The organism is Actinomadura sp. 7K507, assembly GCF_004348425.1.
Classification (GTDB): Bacteria; Actinomycetota; Actinomycetes; order Streptosporangiales; family Streptosporangiaceae; genus Spirillospora.
Genome location: NZ_SMKK01000004.1, coordinates 15,712 through 31,320, shown reverse-complemented (window position 1 = coordinate 31,320; position 15,609 = coordinate 15,712). Strand labels below are relative to the sequence as shown.

Genomic DNA, 15,609 nt, shown 5'->3' with positions numbered 1-15,609 from the left:
CTGACGAGAATGTTATTCTCATCCAGTATGCGCCGCAACGTCTCTCCGGAGAAGGAACTTCTGGATCTTGCCGCTGGCGGTGCGGGGGAAGTCGTCCACCGCGTGCAGTTCCTCCGGCCACTTCTGCCTGGCCAGGCCCGCCGCTTCGAGGTGGGCCCGCATCGCGTCGAGCGTGGGCGCGGGCTCCGCGGGCAGCATCCGGACGACCGCCGCCGCGCGCTCGCCGAGCCGCTCGTCCGGGACGCCCACCACGGCCGCCTCGGCGATTCCGGGCAGGGCGAGCAGCACCTCCTCGACCTCCGTGGCGCTGATGTTCTCGCCGCCGCGGATGATGACGTCGGACTTGCGGTCGGTGATGGTGAGGTAGCCGTCCGCGTCCACCACCCCGATGTCGCCCGTGCTGTACCAGCCGTCCGCGTCGAACACGGCTGCGGTCAGCTCCGGGTCGGTGTAGCCCAGGCACAGGTCCGGGCCCCGGCTGAGGATCTCGCCGTCGGAGGCCAGCCGGATCTCCACCCCGGGCATCACGTCCCCGTCGGTGTAGAGCCGCTTCTCCGCGGGCGCGGTCCACATCGACCGGGTGATGGACGGATGCTCGGTGCTCCCGTACGAGCGGTAGACCGTGACGCCGAGCCGGTCCAGCCGGGTCGTGACCGCCGCGGGCACCGACGAGCCGCCGAGTCCCGCGTACCTGATGATCCGCGCGTCCTCGGGGGTGAAGCCGGGATGGTCGAGCAGGCTGGTCATGAAGTACGCCGCGCCGCCGCCCACGCAGAGCCCGTCGCTGCGGCCCAGCTCCAGCGCCTGCCCCGGGTCCCACACGTCGGCGAGATTGATCGGCTTGCCGTCCAGGGCCGGGATGAGGAAGGCGTTGAGCATGCCGATGAAGTGCCCCACGGGGGCCGCGGTGAGCTGGGGGCCCCGGTCCGGCGGGTACATCCCGGCGAGCTGCCTGGACTCGAAGCCCAGCGTCCGGTGGCTGTGCACGACGCCCTTCGGATTGCTCGTGGTGCCCGAGGTGAACGCGATGAGGACGGGTGCCCCCGGGTCGGTCTCAAGGACGCCGGGCATGGGCTCGCCGGCGAGCAGGTCGTCGAAGTCGCGGCCCACCACGCCGACGACGGGCACGTTCTCGCACAGGTCGGGCTGGTGCTCCATCCGCCCGAAGCGCTCCGCTCCGACGAACACCTTGGGCTCGACGGAGTCGATGATGTAGCCGAGTTCCCTGCGCCCGTAGAAGTGGACGACCGGCACCACGACCGCGCCCAGGAACGCCGACGCCCAGAAGACCGCGGCGGCCTCCATCCAGTTCGGCAGCTGGAACACGACCACGTCCCCGGGGCCCACGCCGCGCTCCCGCAGCCCGGCGGCCAGCCGGCGCGCCGTCCGCTCGACGTCGGCGAACGCCCCCTCCCAGGGCCGCACGGACGAGTGGACGCGAAACTGCGCGCCGGGGGCCGCCGCGATCCCGCGGGCGAGCAGGTCACCGAGCGTGTCCCGGGTCCACCAGCCCTCCGCCTCGTACCGCTCGGCCAGTTCCTCGGGGACGCTCCGGACGGGGATGGTCTTCATGGCGCGGGCTCCAATCGGGCGCGGATCGCGTACGAGAATTGCACTCTCATATATAGAGAAGCTAAATTTCAGATATGCCGCAAGACCATGGCTTCCACCGGGTCCGCATCACGCGGGTCGTCCAGGAGACCGACAACACCCGCACGTACGTGCTCGACGCGCCGTTCACCTACCGCGCCGGGCAGTTCGTGACCGTCCGGACCTGCGGAACCCTGCGCAGCTACTCGATGTCGAGCTCGCCCGACACCGACGACGAGCTGATGACGACCGTGAAGCGGGTGCCGGGCGGCCTCGTCTCGAACTGGATGCACGACCATCTGGAGGCCGGCGACGTCATCGAGACCACCCGCCCCGCCGGGGCGTTCTGCCTGCGCGAGACCGCGGTCCCGCTGGTCGCGCTCTGCGCGGGCAGCGGTGTCACGCCGATCCTCTCCCTGGTCAAGAGCGCGCTGGCCACCACGGACCGGCGGGTGCGGGTGCTGACCGCCAACCGTGACGCCGGCTCGGTGATCTTCGCGGCCACGCTGGAGGAACTGGCCGGGCGGCACCCCGGCCGCCTGGAGGTCCGCCACCACCTGGACGACCGGAGGGGCCTGCTCACCGAGGCCGAGCTGCGGGAGTTCGCCGGCGGGCATCCGGGCGCCGACTTCTACCTCTGCGGGCCCGTCCCGTTCATGGACCTGGCCGAACGGGCCCTGCTCTCGCTCGGCGTCGATCCCGGGCAGATCCGCGTCGAGCGCTTCACGCCCGCACCCGACGAGCCTCTGGGCGAGGAGAGGGACGGCACGGTGACCGTCGTCCTTTCCCGCAAGCGGGAGACCGTCGGGCAGCACTCCGGCGAGACGCTGCTGCAGAGCGCCCGCCGGGCCGGCCTCACACCGCCCTTCTCCTGCGAGTCGGGGCACTGCGCCACCTGCATCGCCAGGGTCACCGAGGGCGAGGTCCGGATGCGGGTGAACGACGCGCTCGAGGACGACGAGGTCGAGGAGGGCTGGGTGCTGACCTGCCAGAGCGAGCCGGTGACGCCGCACGTCACCGTCGTCTACGAGGACTGAGGAAACGGAGCGCCGCATGGTCGGTCTCGAAGTCGGGGAAGGGCTGGCGGTCATCACCATCGACCGCCCGCGGGCCCGCAACGCCATCGCGCCGGCGACGATGGACGAACTGGACCGGGCCCTCGACGAGGCGGAGGGGGCGCGGGCCCTGGTCATCCGGGGCGCGGGCGACCGCGCGTTCGTCTCCGGCGGCGACCTGAAGGAGCTGGCCTCGATCCGCACCGAGGACGCGGCCGTCGCCATGGCGATGCGGATGCGGGGCATCTGCGACCGGCTCGCGGGGTTCCCCGGCCCGGTGATCGCCGCGCTGAACGGGCACGCGCTGGGCGGCGGGGCCGAGGTGGCGGTGGCCGCCGACATCCGGGTGGCGGCCGCCGACATCAAGATCGGCTTCACCCAGTCCAAGCTGGCGATCATGCCGGCCTGGGGCGGCGCCGAGCGGCTCGCGGCGCTGGTCGGCCGGGGCCGCGCGCTGCTGCTCGCGGGCACCGGGACGGTGCTGGACGCCGCCGAGGCCGAGCGCATCGGCCTGGTCGACCGGGTGCTGCCGCGCGAGTCGTTCGAGGCCGGGTGGCGCTCCCTCGCCGGATCCCTGGCCGGCCGCCCGGCGCAGGCCACCAAGCACGTCATGTCGGGAGCCGCCACCGCGGAGGAGGCGGCACGGGCCTTCGCCCGCCTGTGGGTGGCGGACGAGCACTGGGCGGCGGCGGAAAGGGCGATGAACCGTGGCAAGTGAGGCGTGGATCGAGGAGAGTCCCGTGGGGCCGGTCGTCCGGCCGCCCGTTCCGACCGGGGCGGTCGTCCTGTACCTGCAGGGAGACCGGGACCTCCGGTGCGTCCCCGAGTCGGCCCTCGGCCTGGCCGGGCGTCTCGCGCTGCGCACCGGGGCCTCGGTGGTCTGCGCCGGGTACCGCTCCGCGTTCCCCGGCGCGCTCGACGACGTGCAGGCCGCGTACGAGCACTGCCGCGCCTCGGGGTCGCCGGTCGTGGTGGCCGGCGAGCGGCTGGGGGCGGGGCTCGCCGTCGCCCTGCTGACCCGGCTGCGCGACTCGGGCGCCGCGCCGCCGGCGCGCGCGATCCTGGACTCGGCGCTGCTGGACCTGACCCTGCGGGCGCCCAGCCTCCAGCTCAACGCGGCCGCCGACCTGTCCTTCGATCTCGCCGAGCTGCGGCGGCACGTCGCCCGCTACGCGGCGGGGACGGCGCCGGACGACCCGCTGCTGAGCCCGCTCTACGCCAACCTGCACGGGCTGCCGCCCGTGCAGCTGCTCGTCGCGGGCACCGATCCCCTGCTGGACGACTCGCTCGCGTTCGCCGCCCGCGCCGCCCGCTCCGGCGTCACCGTGGACCTGCGCGTGCAGCCGGACGCGGCCGGGCTGCGGCACACGGCCGTCGCGTCCATGGCGGGCTTCATCCAGGCGCCGCGTCCCCGGCGCTCCTGCTCGGTCCCCGGCTGATCGCCCGCGGCCACTCCCGGCCGGGCTGCGGAGTCTTCCGGATCGACGGACTTGAGAGTATGGTTCTCATAAATGAAAGCCTAATTTCCCCAGCGGAGACGGAGTCCGGATGCGCCTCGGTTTCATCGGGGCCGGGCGGATGGGCCGGCCGATGATCGAGCGGCTCGCCGCCGCGGGCCATGAACTGTGCACACCGGCCCGTTCCGACGACGCCGGCGACGCGGGCGACGGGGCCGGCGCCGTCCTGGTGTGCGTCTTCGACGACGAGCAGGTCCGGGACGTCTGCCTGGGCACCGGCCTGCTCGGGCGGATGCCGTCCGGTTCGGTGCTCGTCGTGCACACCACCGGGAGCCCGCGCACCGCCGAGGCCATCGCGGCCGAGGCGGGGCCGCGCGGGATCGACGTCCTCGACGCCCCGGTCAGCGGAGGGCCGCACGACATCGCCGCCGGCCGGCTGACCGTCTTCGTGGGCGGCGCCGACGGCGCGGTGGCCCGGATGCGCCCCGTCCTGGGCGCCTACGCCGACCCGGTGCTGCACGTCGGCCCGCTGGGAGCCGGGCAGGGCGTGAAGCTCGTCAACAACGCGCTGTTCGGGGCGCACATCGGCCTGCTGTCCCATGCCGTCCGGCTCGGCGCGCTGTTCGGGACCGGCGAGGCGGCCCTGCTGGAGGCGCTCACGCACGGGAGCTCGGCGAGCCGGGCGCTGTCGGGTGTCGCGCCGCGCGGCTCGGTCGCCGCGTTCGCCGAGGCCGTCGGCGGCTTCCTCGGCAAGGACGTGGCCGTCGTCCGGGAGGTCGCGGCCGAACTGGGCGGCGACATCGGCGCGCTGGCGCCCGCGCTGGACGCTCTGGCGGAGAACGTGCCGCCCGCCGGCGGTACCGGCGGCCCCCAGGCCACGACCCGCGCGGCGGGACGGGCCTAGCTGGATCAACACGGCTAGATCAAACACGGAAAGGGGTCCCCATGGGACGGGTTGAGGGCAAGGTCGCATTCATCACCGGCGCGGGACGCGGCCAGGGCCGCAGCCACGCGGTGCGCCTGGCGGAAGAGGGCGCCGACATCATCGCGGTCGACATCTGCCGGGACATCGAGACGGCCCAGTACTCCATGTCGGGACCCGACGACCTCAAGGAGACCGCGCGGCTCGTCGAGGAGGCGGGACGCCGGATCGTGCCGGTGCAGGCCGACGTCCGGGACGCCGAGCAGCTGCGCGGCGCGCTGGAGCAGGGCATCGGTGAGCTGGGCCGTCTCGACGTCGTCGTCGCGCAGGCCGGCATCGCCCCGCTGAGGGGCGAGCCGCCGCTGCAGGCCTGGACCGACGTCATCAACGTCAACCTCGTCGGGACCATCAACGCGATCCAGGTCGCGCTGCCGCACCTGTCCGCGGGCGCGTCCGTGATCGCGGTCGGCTCGGTCGCCGCGCTGATGAAGGCGGGCATGGTCGACAAGCCCGGGTCGAACCCCGGCGGCGCGGGCTACCAGTTCGCCAAGCGGACGCTGGCCGACTACGTCCACGAGGTAGCGCGCAACCTCGCACCGCTCAGCATCCGGGCCAACGTCGTGCACCCGACGAACTGCAACACCCCGATGCTGCACAGCCCGCAGATGTACAAGTCGTTCCGTCCCGACATGGAGGACCCGGGCCGTGCGGACGCCGAGCTGGCGTTCCACGTGCAGCAGGCCATGCCGGTCCCCTACATCGAACCCGAGGAGATCACCAACATGGTGCTCTTCCTCGCGTCCGACGAGTCCCGCTACGTGACCGGGATGCAGATGCGGGTGGACGCCGGCGGCTACCTCAAGTGGCACGAGTTCCACATCTGAGTCCCGGACCGGGAATCACGCGGAGGGCGGCCCCGCCGTCCTCCGCGTGCGTGCGCGGAGGTCCGCGCCTGCGGGGGGCGGTCAGGTCCGCGCGCCCGAGATGCCGGTGAAGCAGAACTGCCAGACCTCGTCGGCGGAGGCCGGGGTGGTGTGGCCGCCGGCGGGAACGCCGTTGCCCTGGGCCGCGATCATGACCGTCTGCATGACCAGCGACGCCTGGCGGCGCGGCCGTCCCGGCGGGATGGCCCCGGCCTCGGACGCCGCCTCGATGAGCTCGCTCAGGACGCCGAGCAGCGGGAGGTGCGCGGTCGCCACCTGGTCCGGGTGCCGGACCAGGAGCTGGAGGGCGAAGTCGCTGTACAGCGGGCTCTGCATGCCGGTACCCGGGTTGGGACGCGACTGCTCGTACAGCGACCCGATCCCGGCCCGGAGCCGCTCCAGCGGATCGCGCGGCCCGGAGGCGGCCTTGCGGACCTCGTCCGAGCAGCGGGCGAGCGCGTCCTCGAACAGCGCGAGCAGCAGCTCGTGCTTGCCGTCGAAGTGCTGGTAGAAGCTGCGCAGGGACTGCTTCGACCGTTCGACGACCTCCTGCACGGTGAAGTCCGTGCCCTTCTCCGCGATGAGCCGCCGCGCCGCGTCCAGTAGGCCCTGGACGCGCTGCTCGGCACGGAGCTTGGCGGCACGGGTGGATCGCTCGACGGCGCGTCGGCGCCAGGCGGGTTCCTCGGGGAGCGCACTCACTCCTCGGACGATACTTCACATCTGAGACTAGGGATACCGCTGAACAAGACTCTTACTTACGATTGTCGAGAATGTTATTCTCAACGCGATCGGCCAGGACTTCGCCGGCCAAGACCACGCGACCAAGACCACGCCACCCAAAGACCACGAAGGTGTGTGAGTGCCCGGATGGACTTCGAGTTCGACGAGGACCAGCGGCTGCTGCAGGAGATGGTCCGGGAGACGGTGGCCAAATCGCGATCGCAGCCCGGCGAGCGCCTCTGGGCGACGTACCGGGAGCTGGGCTGGCTGGAGGCGCCCCCGGTCGAGCTGGCGATCGTTCTCGAAGAACTGGGTCACGCCGCCGACCCGACCCCCTTTCTCGCCACCACCACGTGGTTCGCCCCGCTCGCCGGGCGGCTGCCGGAGGGGGCCGGGACCGGGGTGTTCGACGGTGCCGGGCGGTTCGTCCTCGACGCCGACCGCGCCGACGAGATCGCGCTGCTCACCGAGGACGGCGTGCGCGTGGTGAAGGGCCCGGCGGTGGAAGGCTCCGACGTGGCGGCCGAACGGCAGGTCGTCTTCGACCCCGGGCTCCACGTCGCCCATGTGGACGCGGCGGCGACCGGTGCCGCGCCCCTGGTGAAGGACGTCCCGGATATGGCGCTGATGGGGCTGGCGATCAGCACGGTCGGGTCGTGCCGGCGCATCCTGGACCTCACGCTGGCGCACGTGAAGCAGCGGGAGCAGTTCGGCGTGCCGATCGGGTCGTTCCAGGCCGTCAAGCACAAGGCCGCCGACATGCACGTGGCGATCGAACGGGCCAGGGTGCTGGCGTACTTCTCCGCGCTGACCATCGCCGAGGACGATCCGCGCCGGCGCCGGGCGGCGCTGATGGCCAAGGCCGCGGCCGGGGAATGCCAGCGGACGGTGTTCCAGAACGGCTACCAGCTCTTCGGCGCCATGGGCTACACGTGGGAGAACGAGCTGCAGTACCACCTGAAACGAGCCAAGGCCGGTGACCTGCTCCTCGGCAGCGCCGCCGAGCACAGAAGGGCGCTGCTGGCATCATGAGGCTGACCTCCGACCCCGGGCTCGAAGAGTTCCGCGCCGAGTTCTCGGCGTGGCTGGACGCGAACGTGCCGTCCGCCGAGGAGGCCGTGGAGCCGTCGAGATCCTGCTCCGACATCCCGGAATGGGCGCGCGTGTGGCAGCGGAAGATGTTCGACGCGGGCTGGCTGCTGCCCGGCAACCCGCCGGAGTTCGGCGGCCGCGACGCCACGCTGCCGCAGATGCTCGTCCACCAGGAGGAACTGTCGCGGCGGCGGATCTACCTCAGCTTCAACCCCCAGGGCGTCGGCATCATCGCGGCGTCGATCCTGAGCTTCGGGACCGAGGAGCAGAAGCGCCGGTGGGCGGTGCCGATCCTGCGGGCGGAGATCACCGCGTCGCTGGGGATGAGCGAGCCGGGCGCCGGGTCCGACCTGGCCGGGCTGCGCACCCGCGCGGAGCCGCGCGGCGACCATTTCGTGGTGAACGGCCAGAAGGTGTGGACCTCGGGCGCCCACGACGCCGACGTGCTGCTGACGTTCGTGCGGACCGATCCGGACGCGCCCAAGCACAAGGGGATCAGCGTGCTGCTGATCCCCACCGACAGCGAGGGGCTGGTCCGGCGGCCGTTCGGGTCGATCGCCGATCCCGACGACCTGGATTTCAACGAGGTCTTCTTCACCGATGTCCGCGTCCCGCGGGAGAACCTGGTCGGGGAGCTGAACAGGGGGTGGGCCGTCGCGCACGGCTCACTCGGCCACGAGCGCACGCTGCTGTGGCTGCACTACGCCGAGCGCATGGAGGACCTGATCCGGGACGCGCCCAGCGACGCCGAATGGTTCGCGACCCTGCAGATGGACCTGCAGGCGCTCAGGCTCCTGGGGTACCGGCAGCTGGGCGGCACCCGCGACCCGGCCGAGCTGTCGGTGCTCAAGCTGCTGGGCTCGGAGGGCGTGCAGGCCGGCCTCCTGAACGCGCTGGAGGAGAAGGGGCCCGAGGGCCTGCTCCACCCGCTGGAGACCGCGCCGCCCAACCACATGAACGGCCCGACGATGACGGGGAGCTGGTTCGAGCGGTACGCACGCAGCTTCGGCGGGACGATCGCGGGCGGCACCTCGGAGATCCAGCGCGACATCATCGCCGAGCGCATCCTCGGCCTGCCCCGGACCCGATGACCCTCGGCCGCCCCATGACCGGTACCGACCCCATGGCCTGACGACAGGGAGCCCGCATGTCCTGACGGGCGACATGCCTTGACGGGCCCCCGCGCGCTGCGCGGGGGCCCGCCGGCGGTTGCGGACGCGGGTTCAGGGGGACGGTTCGAGGACCAGGTCGAGGGAGGCCGCGCCGCTGTCGGGCACCCGGGCCTGGCTCCAGACCTCCACCGGGAACGAGACGTTGATCAGCGAGTAGAGCAGCCACAGCAGGCGCGTGGCGTCCTCGGGCAGGGCGTCGAACTCCAACCCGTCCAGGTAGGCCATGGCCTCCTCCAGGCGCGGGAAGGCGGCGTCGTAGAACGCCTGCAGCTCGCCCATCGGGCTGGAGAGCCGTCTGGCGAACCGCTCGCCCTCGGTCTCCAGGCACCAGTCGGAGAAGGGCTCCAGGTCGGTGAACTCCGGTGGCAGCGTGGGCATTGGGTCGCTCCTCTCGCTCAGCGCGCGGCCGTGACGGGCCCGGACGCGCCCTGGCGCTTCTCGTGGTCCTCCACGTACTCCCGCGCCGTCCGGTGCAGGTGGCGCAGCAGGATCTCCTGGTCGTTCAGCGGGAACTCCTTCACCACCCGCGATTCGAGCATCGTCTGGGTCGCCTCCAGGGTGTTGCCGTCCTGGAGCCCGTACTCCTTGAAGGTCACCGCGGCGAGTTCCTGCCGGAGCCGCTCGGAGGCGTTCTTCGGCGGGACGAAGTACAGCCCGCCCTCGAAGATGTGGGTGTTGTGGGACGTCGGCCAGTAGTGGTACGTCAGGTACCAGTTCGGCGCCCACACCAGCAGCATGAAGTTGGGGAAGAACAGGAACGAGTCGACGCCCCAGGCCCGGTGCCGTGCCGGGTTGACGCCCGGCGGCAGCGGGTCGATGTCGATCGCGCGGTCCCACGGGCCGAACAGGCCGCTGCGCAGCTTCCGCTCGATGGGCTTGACCATGCTCGGGTCCTTCGGCGGCGCCATGCCTCCCCAGGACGACACCATCCCGTGCGGGCCGTCGATGTCGTAGTGCAGCGCCTCGAAGCCCGCCGCCTGGAGCTTGCGCGACTCGTCGCCCACCGCCTGCTTCGCGTGCAGGATCGGCGCGTGGTAGAACTCGGCGAACGCGTCGATGAACAGCTTCCAGTTGCTGCCGATCTCGGCCCGGTACTTGAAGACCTGCGTCATCTCGCCGAACGGGTAGCCCTCCAGGCCGTGCGCCAGGCCGCCCAGGTAGTCGCGAAGCGGCGCGGCGTCGTCGTCGAAGTTGACGAAGACGAACCCCTCCCACACCTCCGCGCGCACCGGCACCAGGCCGTAGTCCTCGCGCTTGAGGTCGAAGAACTCCTCCTCCTGCTGGACGAAGGTCACCGCGCCCGTCAGGTCGTACCGCCACCCGTGGTACTTGCAGGTGAACTGGCGGCAGACGCCGCTGGTCTCCTCCCGCGGGTAGTCGTCCCAGACCAGCTTGTTCCCGCGGTGCCGGCAGATGTTGTGGAAGGCGCGGATCTCGCCGTCCCGGCCGCGGACCACGATCACCGACGCGCGGGCCGCGTCGATCTCCCGGGTGAAGTAGCTCCCCTTCTTCGGGAGCTGCTCGACTCTGCCGACGTTCAGCCAGGTGCGGCCGAAGATCGCCTTGCGCTCCAGCTCGTAGTGCTCGGGGGAGATGGAGTCCTCGTAGTTCACCGGCGCGGTGCCCAACTCCGGATAGTGCTGGGTCCAGCTCCCCTCGGCGGGTTTCTTGAAGTACGACATCCCACTCCCTTCTTCGCCTGCCACCCAACGGTATCACGCTTCTCAAAAACGAGAATCCTATTTCCGCTCGGCGCCGAGATCGGCGATGACCTGCGGAAGGTCGGCGGTCGTCAGAATCCCCGGGGGTGCGGCGCAGACGTAGGGGACGGCGTTGAGCGCGCGGTTGGCGGTGTAGGAGGGAGTGAACTCGCTCATCCGCTCCAGCGGGAACGGGAAACGGACGTCGAGGTCGAGAGGCGCGTCGCCGTCCACCGTGATCCGCCAGCCGCTACCGCGGAGTTCCCAGTCCGCGTCCAGGTCGGTGGCGCAGTACCAGGTCGCGCGGAAGCGCAGCACCCGGCGCCCGCCCCGCAGGCCGGTCACGGTCACCCGCTGCGCGGTCACGGTGCCCGGCTCCAGCGTGCCCGCCGCGATCTCGACGAAGCGGGGCGAGGTGGCGGTCTCCCCCGCCGCCTCGACCGCGTCGAGCGGGACCGACAGCGCGTCGGCGACCGCCCGCAGTGACGGGCCGAAGCTCTCCCGCACGTGGACCAGGCGGCGCTCGTCGTAGTCCGCCGGGGGCCTGCCGAAGCCCATCACGTCGAACAGCAGGCCCGGCGAGTCGCGCCGGGACAGGTCGGCGAACTCGTCGACGGTGACCTGGTCGAGGCGCCGCTGGACGGACGTCAGAACCAGCGGGACCGCCTCGGTGATCCATCCGGGGCTGACCCCGGTGCTGTGGAGCGAGGCGCCGCCGCGGGCGCACGCGTCCTCGACCTTCTCGCGGACCTCGGCGTCCATGGTGGCGGGATGGTGGTAGTCGCCCCTGGTGGTGACGACGTTCGCGCCGGACTCCAGCAGCCGGCACACCTCGCCGGCGTCGCCCAGCCGAGGCATGTACAGGACGCAGTCGGCGCCCAGTTCCACGATCGCGGCGGGATCACCGGTCGCGGCGACGCCCGTCGCACCGAGGCCGCACAGTTCACCGGCGTCGGCGCCCACCTTGTCCGGGCTGTGCACGTACACACCCGCCAGCGTCATGCCGGGGTGCTCGATGACACCGCGCAACGCACGGGTGCCGATGTTCCCGGTGGCCCACTGGACGATTCGCAGCGGTCGCATACACCACTCCCTTGACGCGAGAATCCTACTCTCATTAAATGAGAGCTTAGATATCGAGTCGCGGATCGCCCAGAGGCGGGGTCGCCGAAGCTGAGCCACCCGAAGCCGAGTCACCGGGATGCGAGTCATCGAGAGGCAGGGAGACGGCTGGTATGGCATCGACCGAACCCGTGGTGCACCGGTGAGCGCCGTGCCCGCGGCCGCGGGCCGTTACGCCGGCGCCCGTGTCCCCCGGGTGGAGGACCCCAGGCTGCTGACCGGTCACGGGATGTTCGTGGACGACGTGGTGCGTCCCGGGATGCTCCACGGCTGCTTCGTCCGCAGCCCGCTCGCCCGCGCGCGGATCACCGCCATCGACGCGTCCGAGGCGCTGGCCATGGACGGGGTCCACGCCGTCTTCGTCGCCGAGGACCTCAACCCCGGCGTGCGCGAGCAGTGGTACACGCTCATGGGCCGCGACGTCCCCGACACCCCGCGCCCGCCGCTCGCCGAGCACGAGGTGCGCTTCGTCGGCGACCCGGTGGCGCTGGTCGTCGCCGACGACCGCTACCTCGCCGAGGACGCCGCCGAACTCGTCGCCGTCGACTACGACCCGCTGCCGCCGGTCGTCGACTACACCACCGCCCCCGAGTCCGGCGAACTGGTGCACGGCGAATACCCGCGCAACATCGCGGGCGAGATGCCCGGCAGGTCGCCGGACGAACTCGCGCGGATCTTCGACGAGGCGCCGCTGACGGTGCGCGAGACGATCTACCAGCAGGCCTACGCGCAGGTGCCGATGGAGACCCGCGGCATCGTGGCGGAGTGGTCGGCGTCCACCGGGGAGATGGCGATCTGGGCGGCGACGCAGTCACCGCACGAGGTCCGCCTGTTCTGCTCCCGGCTGCTGGGACTGGACGAGCACCGCGTGCGGGTCGTGATGCGCGACACCGGCGGCGGATTCGGCCAGAAGGTGATGCCGATGCGCGAGGACATGTGCGTCATGCTCGCCGCGCCGAAGCTGCCCGGTGCGCTGAAGTGGATCGAGGACCGGCGGGAGAACCTCCTGGCCGCCGGCATGTCGCGGCACGAGCACGGCGACGCGCGGATCGCCTTCGACGGCGAGGGCGCGATCCTCGCCGCCGCCATCGACTACGTCCAGGACGTCGGCGCCTACCCGGTGCCCTGGCCGGCCGGGACGGCGATGGCCGCCGGGATGTTCTTCCCGGGCCCCTACCGCGTCCCCGAAGCCGCCTTCACCACGACGTGCGTGTTCTCCAACACCTCCGGCCGCACGGCCTACCGCGGGCCGTGGCAGTTCGAGTCGGTGGCACGCGAGCTGCTGCTGGACAACGCGGCGCGCCGGATGGGGATGGACCCCGTCGAGCTGCGCCGCCGGAACCTGCTGCGGCGGGACGAACTCCCCTACACCAATCCCAACGGCATGCCCTACAGCGACATCACCCCGCTGGAGACGTTCGAGCAGGCGCTGAAGATGCTCGACTACGAGGCGTTCCGGCAGGAGCAGGAACAGGCCCGAGCCGAGGGCCGGTACCTCGGGGTGGGCACGTGCACCTACGTCGAGCCGACCACCAGCGCCATGGGACTGCACGCCACCGAGGGCGCGACGATCCGGATCGAGCCGTCCGGCAAGGTCAACGTGTACGTCTCGGGCGGGTCCAGCGGCAACAGCATCGAGACCACGGTCGTCCAGCTCGCCGCTGACGCGCTGGGGGTGGACATCGGCGACGTCCACACCATCCAGGGCGACACCGCGATCACCCCGTTCGGCGGCGGCGCGGCCGGCAGCCGGTCGGGCTCGATGAACGCGGGCGCCGTGACCGAGACCGCCTCCGTGCTGCGCGACCGCATCGTGGCCATCGCCGCGCACCACCTGGAGGCGGCGGCGGAGGACATCGAGCTGTCGCGTTCGAAGGCCTCGGTCCGCGGCGTACCCGGCTCCGAGGTGACGCTGGCCGAGATCGCGTCCATGGCCTACTTCCAGCCCGAGGCGCTGCCGCCCGGGGTCCCGGCCGGGCTGGAGGCCAGCGGCCGGTACCGCCCCGAGCATCCGATCATCTGGGCCAACGCGACGCACGTGTGCACCTGCGAGGTCGACGTGGTGACGGGCGCGGTCTCGCTGCTGCGCTACATCGTCAGCGAGGACTGCGGCCCGATGATCAACCCGAGCGTGGTGGAGGGCCAGATCGCGGGCGGCACCGTCCAGGGCATCGGGGGCGTCCTGTACGAGCACCTGGCCTACGACGCCGACGGCAACCCGGTCACCACGACGTTCATGGACTACCTCGTCCCCACGTCCGCCGAGGTGCCGGTCATCGAGCACGGGCACGTCGAGACCCCCGCGCCCGGCCCCGGCGGCTACAAGGGCGTCGGCGAGGGCGGGGCGATCGGCGCGCCGCCGGCGGTGGCCAACGCGGTCGCCGACGCGCTCGCGCCGTTCGGCGTGGAGGTCACCCGGCTGCCGCTGACGCCCCAGGCGGTCGCCGATCTGGTCCGGTCCGGGACGGTGGCGCCATGAAGCCGCCCCCGTTCGGCTACCACGCGCCGGCCGCCGCCGACGAGGCCGTCGCCCTGCTCGCCGACCTGGGCGAGGACGCCAAGGCCATCGCGGGCGGGCAGAGCCTGGTCCCCATGCTCGCCATGCGGCTGGCGACCCCGGAACACCTGGTCGACCTGGGCCGCGTGAGCGGGCTGCGCGGCATCGAGCGGCGCGACGGGTCCCTGCGGATCGGTGCCGGCATCACGCAGACCGCGATCCAGCGTTCCGCCGAGGTGGCCCGGGACGTCCCGCTGCTGGCCCGCGCGACGCCGCTGATCGGCCATTTCCAGATCCGCAACCGCGGCACCATCGGCGGGTCGATCGCCCACGCCGACGCCGCCGCCGAGTACCCCGCGGTGGCCCTGGCGCTCGACGCGCGGATGGAGATCCTGTCGCCGCGCGGCCCGCGCACCGTCCCCGCGGGCCGGTTCTTCACCGGGCTGTGGAGCACCGACCTGGCCGAGGACGAGCTGCTGACCGGCGTCGCCTTCCCCGTGCGGGGTGCACGCAGCGGGTTCGCGATCGAGGAGTTCGCCCGGCGCGGCGGTGACTTCGCGGTCGCCGGAGCCGCCGTCGCCGTCGAACTCGACGCCGCCGGACGGGTCACCCGGTGCGGCATCGGCCTGTTCGGGCTCGGGCAGTCGGCCGTGCGCGCCCCGCAAGCGGAGGACGCGCTGATCGGCTCCGCCGGCGCCGACGCCGACCCCGGCGAGGTCGGGCAGGCCGCGGTGTCGGCGCTGGAGTCGGTTCCCTCCGACCTGCACGCGTCCGCCGATCACCGGCGGCGCATCGGGGCCGACGTCGTGGCACGCGCCTGGCGGCGTGCCGTCAGTGAAGCCGGTACGGGAGGCGAGGAATGACCGACATCGACATCCAGGTCACGGTCAACGGCAGGCTGCGGCGCGCGTCCGTCCCGCCGCGCCTCACGCTGGCCGACTTCCTGCGTGAACGCTGCCGGCTGACCGGCACCCACCTGGGCTGCGAGCACGGCGTCTGCGGAGCGTGCAGCGTCATGCTGGACGGCGAGGCCGTGCGCGCCTGCCTGGTCTTCGCCGTGCAGGCCGACGGCGCGGAGATCACCACGGTCGAGGGCATCGCGTCGCCCGACGGCGAACTGTCCCCCGTCCAGGCCGCCTTCCGCGAGCATCACGGGCTCCAGTGCGGTTTCTGCACTCCGGGCTTCGTCGTCTCCGTCACCGCGTTCCTGCGCGACAACCCCGACCCCACCGACCAGGAGATCCGGGACGGCCTGTCGGGCAACCTGTGCCGCTGCACCGGCTACCAGGGCATCTTCAAGGCCGTCCGCGCGGCGGCGCAGGACGAGCGGCTCCAACCAACCGAAGAGAGGTAACG

General features: G+C 72.1%; 15 protein-coding genes. 10 read left to right on the top strand and 5 right to left on the bottom strand.

Features of this window, described 5'->3' with window-relative positions; translation table 11 throughout:
* Positions 1 to 18 precede the first annotated feature (18 nt).
* Positions 19 to 1,572, bottom strand: a complete 1,554-nt coding sequence (locus tag E1285_RS01825; RefSeq protein ID WP_132147110.1) for an AMP-binding protein — start codon at positions 1,570 to 1,572, stop codon at positions 19 to 21.
* A gap of 74 nt (positions 1,573 to 1,646) precedes the next feature.
* On the opposite strand from E1285_RS01825, the gene E1285_RS01820 reads away from it, so the two are divergent.
* From E1285_RS01820 to E1285_RS01800, 5 genes are all read left to right on the top strand, one after another.
* The gene (locus E1285_RS01820) at positions 1,647 to 2,627 is read left to right on the top strand and encodes a ferredoxin--NADP reductase (protein WP_132147107.1); all 981 of its coding nucleotides are present in this window, start codon (positions 1,647 to 1,649) and stop codon (positions 2,625 to 2,627) included.
* A 16-nt stretch (positions 2,628 to 2,643) separates the two neighbouring features.
* Positions 2,644 to 3,363, top strand: coding sequence for an enoyl-CoA hydratase/isomerase family protein (locus tag E1285_RS01815; protein ID WP_132147104.1), 720 nt, complete (start codon positions 2,644 to 2,646; stop codon positions 3,361 to 3,363).
* Positions 3,353 to 4,084, top strand: coding sequence for an alpha/beta hydrolase fold domain-containing protein (locus tag E1285_RS01810; protein ID WP_132147101.1), 732 nt, complete (start codon positions 3,353 to 3,355; stop codon positions 4,082 to 4,084). Before E1285_RS01815 ends, E1285_RS01810 begins: the two co-directional genes overlap by 11 nt.
* Before the next feature lie 109 nt (positions 4,085 to 4,193).
* Positions 4,194 to 5,006, top strand: coding sequence for an NAD(P)-dependent oxidoreductase (locus tag E1285_RS01805; protein WP_132147098.1), 813 nt, complete (start codon positions 4,194 to 4,196; stop codon positions 5,004 to 5,006).
* A 41-nt stretch (positions 5,007 to 5,047) separates the two neighbouring features.
* Positions 5,048 to 5,908: a mycofactocin-coupled SDR family oxidoreductase gene (locus tag E1285_RS01800; RefSeq protein WP_132147095.1), complete on the top strand. Its 861-nt coding sequence runs from the start codon at positions 5,048 to 5,050 to the stop codon at positions 5,906 to 5,908.
* 81 nt (positions 5,909 to 5,989) lie between these two features.
* Here E1285_RS01800 and E1285_RS01795 read toward each other — a convergent pair whose 3' ends face one another.
* Positions 5,990 to 6,649, bottom strand: a complete 660-nt coding sequence (locus tag E1285_RS01795) for a TetR/AcrR family transcriptional regulator (RefSeq protein ID WP_132147092.1) — start codon at positions 6,647 to 6,649, stop codon at positions 5,990 to 5,992.
* A 168-nt stretch (positions 6,650 to 6,817) separates the two neighbouring features.
* Between E1285_RS01795 and E1285_RS01790 the strand changes: the two genes are divergently transcribed.
* Both E1285_RS01790 and E1285_RS01785 read left to right on the top strand, forming a co-directional pair.
* Positions 6,818 to 7,702: an acyl-CoA dehydrogenase family protein gene (locus E1285_RS01790; RefSeq protein WP_132147089.1), complete on the top strand. Its 885-nt coding sequence runs from the start codon at positions 6,818 to 6,820 to the stop codon at positions 7,700 to 7,702.
* Positions 7,699 to 8,853 carry an acyl-CoA dehydrogenase family protein gene (locus E1285_RS01785; protein WP_132147086.1) on the top strand — a complete coding sequence of 385 codons (1,155 nt, stop codon included), beginning with the start codon at positions 7,699 to 7,701 and terminating at the stop codon, positions 8,851 to 8,853. The genes E1285_RS01790 and E1285_RS01785 overlap by 4 nt, the downstream gene beginning before the upstream one ends.
* 132 nt (positions 8,854 to 8,985) lie before the next feature.
* On the opposite strand, the gene E1285_RS01780 is transcribed toward E1285_RS01785, so the two are convergent.
* Genes E1285_RS01780 through E1285_RS01770 form a run of 3 tightly spaced genes read right to left on the bottom strand, consistent with a single transcriptional unit; the run spans position 8,986 to position 11,717 of the window.
* Positions 8,986 to 9,312: a hypothetical protein gene (locus tag E1285_RS01780; protein ID WP_132147083.1), complete on the bottom strand. Its 327-nt coding sequence runs from the start codon at positions 9,310 to 9,312 to the stop codon at positions 8,986 to 8,988.
* Between the two features lie 17 nt (positions 9,313 to 9,329).
* Positions 9,330 to 10,616 carry an aromatic ring-hydroxylating dioxygenase subunit alpha gene (locus tag E1285_RS01775; RefSeq protein ID WP_132147080.1) on the bottom strand — a complete coding sequence of 429 codons (1,287 nt, stop codon included), beginning with the start codon at positions 10,614 to 10,616 and terminating at the stop codon, positions 9,330 to 9,332.
* Positions 10,617 to 10,673: 57 nt separating this feature from the next.
* Positions 10,674 to 11,717: a dihydrodipicolinate reductase gene (locus tag E1285_RS01770; RefSeq protein WP_132147076.1), complete on the bottom strand. Its 1,044-nt coding sequence runs from the start codon at positions 11,715 to 11,717 to the stop codon at positions 10,674 to 10,676.
* Positions 11,718 to 11,898: 181 nt separating this feature from the next.
* On the opposite strand from E1285_RS01770, the gene E1285_RS01765 reads away from it, so the two are divergent.
* Genes E1285_RS01765 through E1285_RS01755 form a run of 3 tightly spaced genes read left to right on the top strand, consistent with a single transcriptional unit; the run spans position 11,899 to position 15,607 of the window.
* Entirely contained in the window at positions 11,899 to 14,235 is a 2,337-nt protein-coding gene (locus E1285_RS01765) for a xanthine dehydrogenase family protein molybdopterin-binding subunit (protein ID WP_207946340.1), read from the top strand.
* Positions 14,232 to 15,116, top strand: coding sequence for an FAD binding domain-containing protein (locus E1285_RS01760; RefSeq protein ID WP_132147070.1), 885 nt, complete (start codon positions 14,232 to 14,234; stop codon positions 15,114 to 15,116). The genes E1285_RS01765 and E1285_RS01760 overlap by 4 nt, the downstream gene beginning before the upstream one ends.
* Positions 15,113 to 15,607: a (2Fe-2S)-binding protein gene (locus E1285_RS01755; RefSeq protein ID WP_132147067.1), complete on the top strand. Its 495-nt coding sequence runs from the start codon at positions 15,113 to 15,115 to the stop codon at positions 15,605 to 15,607. The genes E1285_RS01760 and E1285_RS01755 overlap by 4 nt, the downstream gene beginning before the upstream one ends.
* Positions 15,608 to 15,609: the final 2 nt, after the last annotated feature.